The sequence below is a fragment of the Pseudomonas brassicacearum genome, assembly GCF_003732225.1.
Lineage (GTDB): Bacteria > Pseudomonadota > Gammaproteobacteria > Pseudomonadales > Pseudomonadaceae > Aquipseudomonas > Aquipseudomonas brassicacearum_E.
Genome location: NZ_MOBJ01000015.1, coordinates 1 through 11,893, shown reverse-complemented (window position 1 = coordinate 11,893; position 11,893 = coordinate 1). Strand labels below are relative to the sequence as shown.

The following is an 11,893-nucleotide window of genomic DNA, read 5'->3' as shown; positions in this document are numbered from 1 at the left end:
GCGGCGCACGCCATGCGCCGTTGGGGTGCTGAACGTCTTGTTGGCCTGCACAACCCGCAAGTCAACGAGCATCATCTGGAATCCTCGGGCTTGCCCGCAGACAGCCGTTTGCGTTTGCTCAGTTTTAACATCCAGGTCGGCATCAGTACCGAGCGTTATCGGCATTACCTGACCCGTAGCTGGCAGCATCTGCTGCCGCACACCGGGCGCGCGGATAACCTGCAAAAGATCGGCAGTCTGCTGGGCGACTACGATCTGGTCGCTTTGCAGGAAGCCGATGGCGGCAGCCTGCGGTCAGGCTACGTCAATCAAGTCGAGCACCTGGCTCAGCTCGGTGCCTTCCCCTACTGGTATCAACAACTCAATCGCAACCTGGGTCGTCTCGCTCAGCACAGCAATGGCGTGCTCAGCCGTTTGCGCCCATGGGCAATTGAAGATCATCCGCTGCCCGGGCCCAAGGGCCGTGGTGCGATTCTTGTGCGGTTTGGCGAGGGACCGGAGGCGCTGGTGGTCGTAATGATGCACCTGGCATTGGGGGCGCGCGTGCGGACAATGCAGTTGGCCTACATTCGCGAGCTGATCGGCGACTACAAGCATCAAGTGCTGATGGGTGATATGAACACCCACGCCAGTGATCTGCTGCAAACCTCTCCTCTGCGGGACCTTGGTTTGCTCGCGCCACAAGTCGAAGCGACTTTCCCCAGTTGGCGCCCGCAACGCTGCCTGGACCATATTCTGCTCAGCCCTACGCTGACCCTCGAACGGGTCGAAGTGCTGGCACAACCGATTTCCGATCACCTGCCGGTCGCGGTAGAGATTCGTCTGCCGGGTTCGCTCACGGCCGATGCATTGCCCGCGTTGAGTCCTGCCCTTCGCGGAACCCCTGAATGAGCGACGAAGCACAGCGCTGGAAAGAGAAATACCTCAAAAGTATCGAACAGCAGGAAAAGCTCGAGCGCCGCTGGGATGCCCGCCTCGACTTGCTGCGTCGCGGGCTGGTGCGCAGCACGCTGGCGGCCGAGGGCACCGACCGCGCGGTTGACCAGTGCATGAAGGAAATGCGCGAAGTCATCCGCACCAACGATATGGATGCAGGATTGGCCGCATTGCTGCCACGCCTGGAGAAAGCCGTACTCGACTCCGAGCAGCGTCGCGAGACCCGGGTCGATCAGGTCAGCGCTGCGTTGACCGCCCTGGTCAGTCAGCTCCAGAGTTTGCCGTTGCCGCGGGAGATCAGCCGCCCGCTGAAGACCTTCGCCAAGCAACTCGACGGACGGGTCAGCCAGGCACGTGAAATTCCTTTGTTGCTGGGTGAGCTCAGTGGTCTGCAAGGTCAAGCGCTGAGCCTGCTGGAAAACCCTGCCGAGCCAAGCCGCCCAGGTTTGCTGCAACGTTTGTTTGGTGGTCGAGACGCTGATGCGCAGACCTTGGAAGCCGGTGCGTCTCAACACGAAGCGCCAGCTCCGAGCCCCGTTGAGCAATTGTCGGCACCTGTTGTAGAGGCAATACTTGGGCCGGTGCGTGAATCATCGATGCCGGCACTGGTCCAGGTTATTACACCAGCGGTGCAGGAAGTCCCGACACCGACCGCGCCAGTGCCGCACGGCGTGATTGCAGAGTCTGCGCCTGCGGCACCTCAGCCACTGGAAGAAACCAGGCCATCACCTGAAGTGGTGGCTTTTGTTCCTCCTGTGTTAGTCGTCGAAGCTGCGCGTGCCAAAGCGCTGGTAGCGGATCAGGATCTACCTGATACGGATCCGCTGGAAGAGCCGCAGGCTGCCCCGGCAGTTGATCCGACGACGGCTCCCGACGCAATGGCAATCAATCCCGACGAGCTGACGTCCACCGTCCCACGAGCGGGCGATGAAGCTTCGCCGTTACACGGCAGCCTTCCGCCCCCACCGGCGATGGCAGAAGTCCCGACGGCTCTGGACTCGGAGCAATCCGAGCAGGATGTTCTTTATGCACTGCCGGACTCGCCGGAGCCGTCCTACAGCTCGGTGGCCAAGCACATCGAGAGCACATTGCTGGGTCTGCTGGACGACTTGTCGTTGCCGGAGCGCCACCGACCGCAAGCCGAGGCGATGCGCGACCGGCTGCAAAATGGTTTGAACTGGTACGAACTGCTGCCGATCCTCGATGATCTCGCGGTTTTGATGCTGGCGATTACCGACAGTGGTCAGCATGAGTTCGAGGTTTACCTCAAGCAACTCAATGAGCGACTGGAATCCTTCCAAAGCAACCTGCAAGCCGCCAGCGAAGGCCATGCCGACAACCGCTCTGCCGCACGGGAGATGGACACGCAGATCCGTGAACAGGTCGATGGCCTGCAGAGCAGCATGCAGGACGCCGCGGATCTGGAAGGCCTCAAGCATGTGCTGGAGAACCATCTTGAAGGTCTGCTCGGCACCATGGATCAGCACCAGAAGCAGCGCGACGAGCGTGAGCAGGAAGTTGCGGCGCGCCTGCAAGGCCTGGCCGAACGGGTCGCGAGCATGGAGCAGGAAGCTCAGGGCTATCGCGAGCACCTTGAAGAGCAACGCCAGAAAGCCCTGATCGATCCGCTGACCGGCTTACCGAACCGGGCGGCCTGGAGCGAGCGTCTGGAGCATGAGGTTGCCCAGTGGCAGCAACACGGCAACTCGCTGTTGCTGGCGATGCTCGATCTCGATCACTTCAAGCGCATCAACGATAACTACGGCCACCTGGCCGGCGACAAAGTGCTGAAGATCATCGCCAGCGTACTGCGCAAGCGCCTGCGCGGAACGGACTTCATCGCCCGTTTCGGTGGTGAGGAATTTGTTTTGCTGGTGCCCAACACCCCTTTGACAGTCGGCGCCAAGTTGGCAGAAACCCTGCGCGCGGCTATCGAAGCCTGCCCTTTTCACTTCAAGGGCGAGCGCGTGACGATCACTGTTTCCATGGGAATGACGGCGTTCAAAGCGGGAGAACACAGCGATCTTGTGCTTAAAAGAGCCGATCAGGCGCTTTACCGGGCAAAAAACGCCGGCCGCAACCGAGTGGAGCTGGGCTGACGAAAATTGTTCAATTTTGTTTTATGCCAGGCTTTTGCCGGCCCGGAAGAAGGCAGTACGTTACACTGTTGCATTACTGTCTTCAGCGTAGTGCCTTTTCATGAAATCGATTCCTCTGCTTTTGGTGCTTCTTGTCCTGGCGGGTTGCGCCAGCGGCCCTCGAATCGACACCAGCCATCCTTCGGTTAATCACGACAACCGCGTGCAGTTTATTGTGGTGCATTACACCACCGCCTCGCAGGAGCGTTCACTGGCGTTGTTGACCCATGGCCAGGTCAGCAGTCATTACCTGATTGGCGACGACAAGAAAGCCACCATTTTCAAACTGGTGGATGAAAGCCGCCGGGCCTGGCATGCCGGGGAAAGCGAGTGGGATGGCCGGACCTGGCTGAACTCAAGTTCGATTGGTATCGAAATCGTCAATCCGGGGTTTCACGATACGCCTGCCGGGCGCGTCTGGTATCCCTACAGCGAGGCGCAGGTTCAGTCTTTGATCTTCCTGATCAGGGACATCAGCAAGCGCAACAACATCAGCCCGCGAAACATCATCGGCCACAGCGACATCGCGCCGCTGCGCAAGCTTGACCCGGGTCCGCTGTTCCCGTGGAAGCGTCTGGCCGACGAAGGGCTGGTGGTCTGGCCCAATGCCGAGGCGGTGGCGCGTCAGCAGGCGTTGTTCGAAGCGCAACTGCCGAGCATCACCTGGTTCCAGCAAGAACTGGTGCGCTTGGGCTACACGACACCGCAGACCGGCGAGCTGGATGTGGCCACCCGGCATGTGCTGGCGGCCTTTCAGATGCACTATCGCCCGTCACGGTTTGACGGTACGCCAGACGCGCAAAGTGCCGCGATCCTGCAGGTGCTCAACCAGACAAAATAATGACGCCCGCCCGACGGTCAGGGCTATTTCCTGATCAGTAGCTATAACTCATTGGTAATCCTTCGGATATTCAATGATGACGGCCGCTAGCGAGACCCTGCGCAGTTGGTTCTATCGCCCTTGGTCTTTGGCGATACTGGCGGCTGCGCTGAGTGCGGCTTTGCTGCTGGCCGGTAGCCTGGGCGTGGCGCTGCGGCAGGTCCAGCAACGCGAAAGCGAACAGATGAACGCTCAGGGCGAACGATTTCTGGAGCGCCTGGAGCAGCTGTTCGGCCAACTGCGTGAAGGCCTGGATGACCTGGAAGCACAGCCGTTGCGTAGCTGCGATACGGAGATGATCGCGACCTTGCAGCAGGTCAGCTTCAATTACCGCTTCGTGTATGAAGCGGCCTATATCGACGCCACGCAATTGTGCTCGAACCGACCGCGCCAGGATGCGCTTTCGGCGCTCCGGCCACCTGATATCAAAGGACCGACCTACAGTTATTGGCTCAACACCTCGACTGAACCCGACGAAAACCGTGCAGTGCTGATGCTGGGGCGCGGTAACTTTCGTGTGGCGACTTCACGCGGGCATTTGACCGACATGGTTGATCTGACACCCGACAGTAGCCTGTTGGTGGTGGTCGATCATGGCACCCGGGCGATCCCGGTCCTCGGAGCGCCGCAAGCCTGGCCACCGACTGACCCTTGGTCGCCCTTCAGCAGCGAACCGTTGCAGGTCACGAAAACCCGGCTGATCTATCGCATGCCGACCAACAATCCTGAGTATCAGTTGGTACTGATCAGTCCTCGAACCGCGCTGCGCCTGCCCACGCTGTGGTGGTGGCTGGTGCCGGCAAGCCTGGTGCTGGGCGTGAGCATTGGCGGTCTGGTGTTTCTGCTGGCCCGTCAGCGGCAGTCGCTGGGCGGTGAATTGCAGGGAGCCCTCAAGCGTGGCGAGTTACAGGTTCTGTACCAGCCGATCTTTGACCTCAAAACTCGTCACTGTGTCGGCGCCGAAGCCTTGTTGCGCTGGCGTCGGCCGGACGGCACGCTGACCAGTCCGGATCTGTTTATCCCCATGGCGGAAAACACCGGCCAGATCCGTCAGATCACCGACTTCGTATTGCAGCGATTGCTGGAACAGCTCGGTAAGTTACTTCGCGCCAACCCGCAGTTGTATATCTCGGTCAACCTCGCCGCCTGCGATGTCATGGTGCCGCGAGTCGGCGAGGTCATGGCGCGTTTGCTGGCAATGCACCGGGTCGCTGCGCGGCAGATCGCGTTTGAGGTGACTGAGCGCGGGCTGATCGATGTAGTGGTTGCGCGGGAGAACCTGCAAGCCCTGCGTGATGCCGGGCATCAAGTGCTGATCGACGACTTTGGCACCGGCTATTGCAGCTTGGCCTACCTGCAAACCCTGCCGGTGGATTACCTGAAAATCGACAAGGCTTTCATTGACGCGCTGGGCCACGACGCCGCCAGCAGCGGTGTGGCGCCGCACATCATTCGCATGGCACATGCCTTGCAGCTCAAGGTGATCGCCGAAGGTATCGAACATGAAGCCCAGGCCATATTGCTGAGCAGTGAAGGCGTGAATTACGGGCAAGGATGGTTGTTTGCCCATGCCTTGACCGCGATGCAGTTCATTGAATTGATCACCCGTGGTCGCCGACAGGCACCCCGCCGGCTGGATGATGAAGCGTGAACGCTCCTTACAGTGGCAGTGCCATGTAAAACTGAGTGCCCTGCCCCGGTCGGGAATACACCCCCATGCGGCCACCGTGCAGTTGCACAATCTCTTTGCACAGTGCCAGACCTAGCCCGGCTCCGCCCTTCTTGCGCCCGACCTGAACGAAGGGCTCGAAAATCCTCCCCTGCTGGCCGTAAGCGATGCCTTCGCCATTGTCCTCGACGCTGACGATCACCCGTTCACCATGTCGGCGAGCCTGCAAGCGTATCTGCCCGTTGTGGTTGGTGTGGCGCAGAGCGTTGTCGATCAGGTTGTCCAGTACCCGGTCGAGTTGAGCCTGATCGACATGTAATCGCGGCAGCGGTGCTTGCACTTCCACCAGCAATTCGATGCGTTGCTCATTGGCCCGTTCGGCGAAACGCCCTTGTGCCTGTTCTAAAAGGTCATCGATATTGCATGGCGCCAGGGTGAGCTTTTGCAGGCCATTCTGATAACGGGAGAAGTTCAGCAGGTCGTTGATCAACTGCATCAAGCGCTGCATTTCCTCATTCACCGTGTTCAACAGATCGGCTTCGCGAGAGTCCTCGGCAAAGTGCGCGCGTTCCCGGAACAGGCCGAACGCCATGTGCATGCCGGTGACCGGCGTACGCAGCTCATGGGAGGCGCGCAACACGAACTCACTGCGTACCCGTTCAAAGGCCCGCTGTTCGGTGACATCGTGCAGCACCATGACGGCGCCAAGGATATGTCCCTGGGTGTGAATGACCGGCGTCAGGCTGTAGGTCAACAGCCGCGATTCGCCATCGACTTCGATGCTCAGGTCTTCAGGCGCACGCTCCAGCGTTCCACCGCGCAGTACCAGTTGCAGTTGTTCATCGAGCTCCGGCCGTTGAAGCGCGGTGCCCAGGCCTTGGCCGAGGCGGCCTTCGTCCCAGCCCAACTGACGCTGTGCGACCGGATTCAGGTGTTCCAGATGGCCCTGACGATCAATCATCAGCAAACCGTCGTCGATGCTGTCGAGCACGGCTTGCAAGCGTTGCTGGCCGGCGAGCAGTTCATCGACATTGGTTGCCTGATGTTCACGCAAGGCTTCGGCCATGATCCCGAAGCGCCGGGTGAGCTGGGTCAGCTCCACCGCCGGGGAGATCGGCAGGGTGACATCGAAGTTACCCTGGCCGATGTTATCCGCGGCCTTGGCCAGTGCCTCGATCGGCTCACCGAAGCGCCGGGCGATGCCGTGAGCGGTGATGAAGCCGATGGTCAGTACTGCCAACCCGACCAATCCGAGCAAACCGGCAATCAGCAGCGCATGTTCGCGGGCATTGCGCTGGGTATCGTTGATGTTGTCCAGTGCCTGTTTATGTTCGGCGATCAAGCCGTTACGCAGCACGTTGAACTTTTCGGTGAGGTCCCGATTGCCAACGAGCTTGCCGGACGGTTCCTGCGTGAGGCTGAAGGCTTTGAGAAAGGCCAGGTAGTCCGTGCGAGCCTGCTCGAAGCCGTGATGCTCGCCATTGAAACTGCTTTCGTGCTCGATGCCTTGATCCAGCAGCTCGAAGTAGCGCCGTTCAGAGGTTTCCAGTGCCTCAAGGTCGGGCTTTATGCTGAGCATGTTGATCAACTGATCGTCCAGGGTCTGGCGCAGCTTGAGTTCCAGGTCCAGGGTGATGAAGTTGTCGCGGATCAGCGCTTCCTGGTTACTGGCTATCTGCATCACGCTGACCAGCCCGAGTACCAGGCCGAGCAGCGCCACGGTGATCAGTGCCGAGATACTCAGAAACAGCCGTGTGCGCAACTTCATTCCCAGCTTCATAAGGTGCTGCTCACAGGTTGTACTGTTTGCGTTTGCGGTACAGCGTCGAGGCGTCGATACCCAGGGTCTTGGCCGCTTGATCGAGGGTGGCGGCGCTGGCCAGTACCGCGCCGATATGGGCTTTCTCCAATTCATCCAGGCTTAGCGCCGCACCGATTCTCGGGGCGTTGCTGGTGGTTTGCTCGGCCATGCCCAAATGGCTGATCTCGACCCGCTCCTGTGGGCAAATGATGCTCGCGCGTTCGACCACGTTACGCAGTTCGCGGATATTGCCTGGCCAGCGATAGCCGAGCAGCGCCTCGCGTGCTTCGTTGCTGAAGACACGAGCCGGCCTCGAGTACTCCTTGACGAAACGTGCCAGGAAGCGGTCGGCCAGGGCCAGGATGTCCTCGGCGCGTTCGCGTAGTGGCGGCAGGTGCAAGGTGATGACGTTCAGCCGGTAGAGCAGGTCTTCGCGGAAACGACCGTCGCGAGCCATGTCTTCAAGATTGAGGTTGGTGGCGGCGAGGATTCGCACATCGGCGCGACGGGTCACCGGGTCGCCGACCCGCTCGTATTCCTTATCCTGAATGAAGCGCAGCAGTTTGGGTTGCAAGGTCAGCGGGAAATCGCCGATCTCATCGAGGAACAGCGTTCCGCCATCGGCCTGATTGACCCGACCGAGGGTGCTTTCACTGGCGCCGGTGAAGGCCCCGCGGCTGTGGCCAAAGAGTTCGCTTTCCATCAACTCGGCAGTCAATGACGGGCAGTTAATGGTGACGCAGGATTTTTTGGCGCGTTTACTCCAGCCATGAATGGCACGGGCCAGTTCGCCTTTACCGGTACCGGACTCGCCGAGAATCAGAATGTTGGCGTCGGTGCTGGCGACCTGGCGGGCGGTTTCCAGAACGACTTTCATCGCCGGGCTGTGGGAGTCCAGGCCATCGTTGGGTTTGCGGACTTCACCCTCGAGGGCTTCCAGGCGTGCCGAGAGTTGGCGGACTTCCAGTTGTTTGGCAGTGGCCAGGCGCAACTGGTCGGGGCTGCAAGGTTTGACCAGATAATCGGCGGCGCCGGCCTGGATCGCATCGACGGCGGTGTCCACGGCCGAGTGCGCGGTGATGATCACCACGCGCATCCAGGGTGCTTGCACGCGCATTTGCGCCAGGACGTCGAGACCGTTGTCTTCGCCCAGACGCAGGTCGAGGAAGCACAAGTCGAAGACCTGTCGTTGCAACAAGACTTCGGCCTGAGCTGCGCTGTTGGCGGTGGCGACGGTATAGCCTTCGTCTTCCAGGCAGTAGCGAAAGGTGCGCAGGATGGCGGATTCATCATCTACCAGCAGAATGCGGCCTTGATGCTCGTTGGCTGATTCCATTTTTCCTACGCTCCTTAAATGAATGCTCTTAATTTAGTCTCGGAAAAATCGGGCAAGTTGCATGGTTGATTCTGGGCGCTTCGCGGCAGAACAGGGTAGTTATCTGCTCAATATGTGTATAACTGTTTGATTTGTATAAATTTTTATAATTTAACGACGTGCCCGGCAATCTCCTGCCTCTTTTTCTGACATCCGTGTCCCTTCATACATTCCAAAAATTTTCGACTTTCTGAAAATCGATCGTGCATTACGCACGACCCTTCGCGGGGCATCGTGCAGGATGCGTCCGAATAAATTTCTTTAATCAGAATAACTGTTTGATTTTATTTAATTTTATTCCATTGAGGGAGCTGGCATGCAGGCTGCAATAGTCTGGTTAAGCCGGGGCCTTCAAGAAGGAACGTCCCCTAACCAATAGCCACCAGTGTGGGAGGAGTTTCAGGATGAATCGCCAACGTGCCGCCCAATTGCGTATCTCGCCACTGTCTATCCAGCAAGGGTTGTTTGCCGTTGTTGCCTTGTTGATCACCTTGATCGGCGGCCAGCAGTTCTTGCGCTGGGAACAAAGCCAGCAGCCAGAGGCAGCAATTGCGCCGACTCTTCACTTGACCCAAACCCATTTCAGCGCCGTCAGCAGCCGGTCTGCTGATGCCGCCCCAATCAGAATGATGAGTGTGGACCAGGCAGAGCCCGGGTCCGGGACGCTGCATCAGGAACGTTGGGTGTTCTAGGTAACAGGCTTGGCGCGATGTTCATGTGCCGGGAATAGCTGCACCTCAAAATAGACGCGTAAGGAGAATCACCATGCTGAGCTGGGCAATCACATTCCTGATTATTGCCATTGTCGCTGCCGTACTGGGCTTCGGTGGTATCGCGGGCACCGCCACGGGTATCGCCAAGATTCTCTTTGTCGTGTTCCTGGTGATGTTTGTTGCTTCGTTCTTCTTTGGTCGCCGCGGTCGAGGCTGATCATGGGCGGTTTGTTGAAGACACTGGCCACCGCAGATTTGCCAGTCGCGTGCGACGTGACAAGTCTGCGGCGCGCTTACGCTTATATGCGCAAAGTATCGTCCTAGAGCAGCCAAACGAATTTTATCGCTGCGGCCTGCCGGCAAAAAACCTTCGACGTTCTTCACAAAGCATGTCGCGGTGTTTCCGGGTGACCGTATATCGAGAAATTTAGCGCTAATCCCTGCTCACTTTTCACCGTGGCTAGTAGGATTTTTCTGTAGTTTTTGTCCCTATTTGGCTGCTCAAAAAACCACCAATCTCCTCTGCGATGGCCGGTTCACGGCACTTATGTCTGCCGAAATGTCGTATTCGAACCGGCTGGGACTGCCGTTTTATTTGAAAAAGTTCATGCCGATTCGGCATAGGGTAGGCGTTTACGGCATTAGACGTCGCTCCCGTGCATCGGAATAGTTGCGCCTTTTTTATCTGCCAGAGAGCCGTAATTACGCGCTCCGGGCGACCTTATCCGGGGGCAGATGCACAGGCTTTTCCGCCATTGAGCGTTCCAGTTTGTGCATCTTCCCGAGTCCATTTATAAGAAAAGGGTAATGATATGAAGAAGGCAAAGCTGAGCCTCGCCTGGCAGATCCTCATCGGTCTGGTGCTGGGGATTGCAATTGGGGCGCTGCTCAACCACTTCAGTGCGGAAAAAGCCTGGTGGATCAGCAACGTTCTGCAACCGGCAGGCGATATCTTTATCCGTCTGATCAAAATGATCGTGATCCCGATCGTGATCTCCTCGCTGGTTGTCGGCATTGCCGGTGTGGGGGATGCGAAGAAGCTCGGGCGCATTGGTCTCAAGACCATCGTTTACTTCGAAATCGTTACCACCATCGCCATCCTGGTGGGTCTGGTGCTGGCCAACGTGTTCCACCCGGGCTCCGGCATCGACATGAGCACCCTGGGCACTGTGGATATCTCCAAGTACCAGGCGACCGCGGCCGAGGTTCAGCATGAACACGCGTTCATCGAAACCATCCTCAACCTGATTCCATCGAACATCTTTGCCGCCATGGCGCGTGGCGAGATGCTGCCGATCATCTTCTTCTCGGTGTTGTTCGGTCTCGGTCTGTCGAGCCTGCAATCGGACCTGCGCGAGCCGCTGGTGAAGATGTTCCAGGGCGTCTCGGAAAGCATGTTCAAGGTCACTCACATGATCATGAACTACGCCCCGATCGGCGTGTTCGCACTGATCGCAGTGACCGTTGCCAACTTCGGTTTTGCGTCCCTGCTGCCGCTGGCCAAACTGGTGATCCTGGTTTACGTCGCCATTCTGTTCTTCGCCTTCGTGATACTGGGCCTGATCGCTCGCCTGTTCGGCTTCTCGGTGATCAAGCTGATGCGCATCTTCAAAGATGAGCTGGTGCTGGCCTACTCCACCGCGAGCTCGGAAACCGTGTTGCCGCGCGTGATCGAGAAGATGGAAGCCTACGGCGCGCCGAAAGCCATTTGCAGCTTCGTGGTGCCAACCGGTTACTCGTTCAACCTCGATGGTTCGACCCTGTACCAGAGCATCGCGGCAATCTTCATTGCCCAGCTGTACGGTATCGATCTGTCGATCAGCCAGCAGTTGCTGCTGGTACTGACCCTGATGGTCACCTCCAAAGGTATCGCCGGCGTGCCGGGCGTGTCCTTCGTGGTTCTGCTGGCGACTCTGGGCAGCGTGGGCATTCCATTGGAAGGCCTGGCGTTCATCGCCGGTGTCGACCGCATCATGGACATGGCCCGCACCGCACTGAACGTGATCGGCAACGCCCTGGCCGTACTGGTCGTCTCCCGTTGGGAAGGCATGTACGACGACGCCAAGGGCCAGCGCTACTGGAACTCCCTGCCGCACTGGCGCAGCAAAGAGAAGCTGCCGGCGGGTGAGACTTCCAGCAACTAATTGCGAACCTGTGGGAGCGGGCTTGCTCCGGGCGGCGATCCGACGATGACTGAGTAACAGCCAACATTGATGTCGACTGATACACCGCTATCGCGAGCAAGCTCGCTCCCACAGTGAATTCAGGTCAGTCCATAGAGCTGGGTTCAACAAGCCCCCCAGCCGTACCAAACAAACCCCGGAGAAATCCGTAATGCTGTTCACTTAAGCATTTGAGTCCACGCCGGGCTTCCTAGAAAA

At 58.7% G+C, this 11,893-nt stretch carries 9 protein-coding genes; 7 read left to right on the top strand and 2 right to left on the bottom strand.

Annotated features, from left to right (window positions below; genetic code table 11):
- Nucleotides 1-12: 12 nt before the first annotated feature.
- From BK659_RS21755 to BK659_RS21740, 4 genes are all read left to right on the top strand, one after another.
- Nucleotides 13-891 (top strand): endonuclease/exonuclease/phosphatase family protein, encoded by an 879-nt coding sequence (locus BK659_RS21755; RefSeq protein WP_123426993.1) that lies wholly within the window; start codon nucleotides 13-15, stop codon nucleotides 889-891.
- Nucleotides 888-3,035, top strand: coding sequence for a diguanylate cyclase (locus tag BK659_RS21750; protein WP_123426992.1), 2,148 nt, complete (start codon nucleotides 888-890; stop codon nucleotides 3,033-3,035). Before BK659_RS21755 ends, BK659_RS21750 begins: the two co-directional genes overlap by 4 nt.
- Before the next feature lie 100 nt (nucleotides 3,036-3,135).
- Nucleotides 3,136-3,915 carry an N-acetylmuramoyl-L-alanine amidase gene (locus BK659_RS21745; RefSeq protein WP_123426991.1) on the top strand — a complete coding sequence of 260 codons (780 nt, stop codon included), beginning with the start codon at nucleotides 3,136-3,138 and terminating at the stop codon, nucleotides 3,913-3,915.
- A gap of 73 nt (nucleotides 3,916-3,988) precedes the next feature.
- Nucleotides 3,989-5,605 (top strand): EAL domain-containing protein, encoded by a 1,617-nt coding sequence (locus BK659_RS21740; protein ID WP_123426990.1) that lies wholly within the window; start codon nucleotides 3,989-3,991, stop codon nucleotides 5,603-5,605.
- Nucleotides 5,606-5,612: 7 nt separating this feature from the next.
- Here the strand turns inward: BK659_RS21740 and BK659_RS21735 are convergent, their stop codons facing one another.
- Together BK659_RS21735 and algB are read right to left on the bottom strand one after the other, a co-directional pair.
- The gene (locus BK659_RS21735; RefSeq protein ID WP_123426989.1) at nucleotides 5,613-7,403 is read right to left on the bottom strand and encodes an ATP-binding protein; all 1,791 of its coding nucleotides are present in this window, start codon (nucleotides 7,401-7,403) and stop codon (nucleotides 5,613-5,615) included.
- A gap of 10 nt (nucleotides 7,404-7,413) precedes the next feature.
- Nucleotides 7,414-8,760: a sigma-54-dependent response regulator transcription factor AlgB gene (algB, locus tag BK659_RS21730; RefSeq protein WP_123426988.1), complete on the bottom strand. Its 1,347-nt coding sequence runs from the start codon at nucleotides 8,758-8,760 to the stop codon at nucleotides 7,414-7,416.
- Nucleotides 8,761-9,203: 443 nt separating this feature from the next.
- On the opposite strand from algB, the gene BK659_RS21725 reads away from it, so the two are divergent.
- The 3 genes from BK659_RS21725 to gltP all read left to right on the top strand — a co-directional run bounded on the left by BK659_RS21725 (nucleotide 9,204) and on the right by gltP (nucleotide 11,656).
- Nucleotides 9,204-9,491 carry a hypothetical protein gene (locus tag BK659_RS21725; protein ID WP_123426987.1) on the top strand — a complete coding sequence of 96 codons (288 nt, stop codon included), beginning with the start codon at nucleotides 9,204-9,206 and terminating at the stop codon, nucleotides 9,489-9,491.
- Between the two features lie 73 nt (nucleotides 9,492-9,564).
- Complete coding sequence (locus tag BK659_RS21720; RefSeq protein WP_007989444.1) at nucleotides 9,565-9,729, top strand: DUF1328 domain-containing protein; 165 nt, start codon at nucleotides 9,565-9,567, stop codon at nucleotides 9,727-9,729.
- A gap of 595 nt (nucleotides 9,730-10,324) precedes the next feature.
- Nucleotides 10,325-11,656 (top strand): glutamate/aspartate:proton symporter GltP, encoded by a 1,332-nt coding sequence (gene gltP / locus BK659_RS21715; RefSeq protein WP_123426986.1) that lies wholly within the window; start codon nucleotides 10,325-10,327, stop codon nucleotides 11,654-11,656.
- The last annotated feature ends 237 nt before the right edge of the window (nucleotides 11,657-11,893 follow it).

Coding starts and splice junctions, on each gene's coding strand:
- BK659_RS21740 (WP_123426990.1), top strand. CDS start 3,989: ATGATGACGGCCGCTAGCGAGACCCTGCGCAGTTGGTTCTATCGCCCT.
- BK659_RS21745 (WP_123426991.1), top strand. CDS start 3,136: ATGAAATCGATTCCTCTGCTTTTGGTGCTTCTTGTCCTGGCGGGTTGC.
- BK659_RS21750 (WP_123426992.1), top strand. CDS start 888: ATGAGCGACGAAGCACAGCGCTGGAAAGAGAAATACCTCAAAAGTATC.
- BK659_RS21725 (WP_123426987.1), top strand. CDS start 9,204: ATGAATCGCCAACGTGCCGCCCAATTGCGTATCTCGCCACTGTCTATC.
- algB (WP_123426988.1), bottom strand. CDS start 8,760: ATGGAATCAGCCAACGAGCATCAAGGCCGCATTCTGCTGGTAGATGAT.
- BK659_RS21735 (WP_123426989.1), bottom strand. CDS start 7,403: ATGAAGCTGGGAATGAAGTTGCGCACACGGCTGTTTCTGAGTATCTCG.
- BK659_RS21720 (WP_007989444.1), top strand. CDS start 9,565: ATGCTGAGCTGGGCAATCACATTCCTGATTATTGCCATTGTCGCTGCC.
- BK659_RS21755 (WP_123426993.1), top strand. CDS start 13: ATGCGCCGTTGGGGTGCTGAACGTCTTGTTGGCCTGCACAACCCGCAA.
- gltP (WP_123426986.1), top strand. CDS start 10,325: ATGAAGAAGGCAAAGCTGAGCCTCGCCTGGCAGATCCTCATCGGTCTG.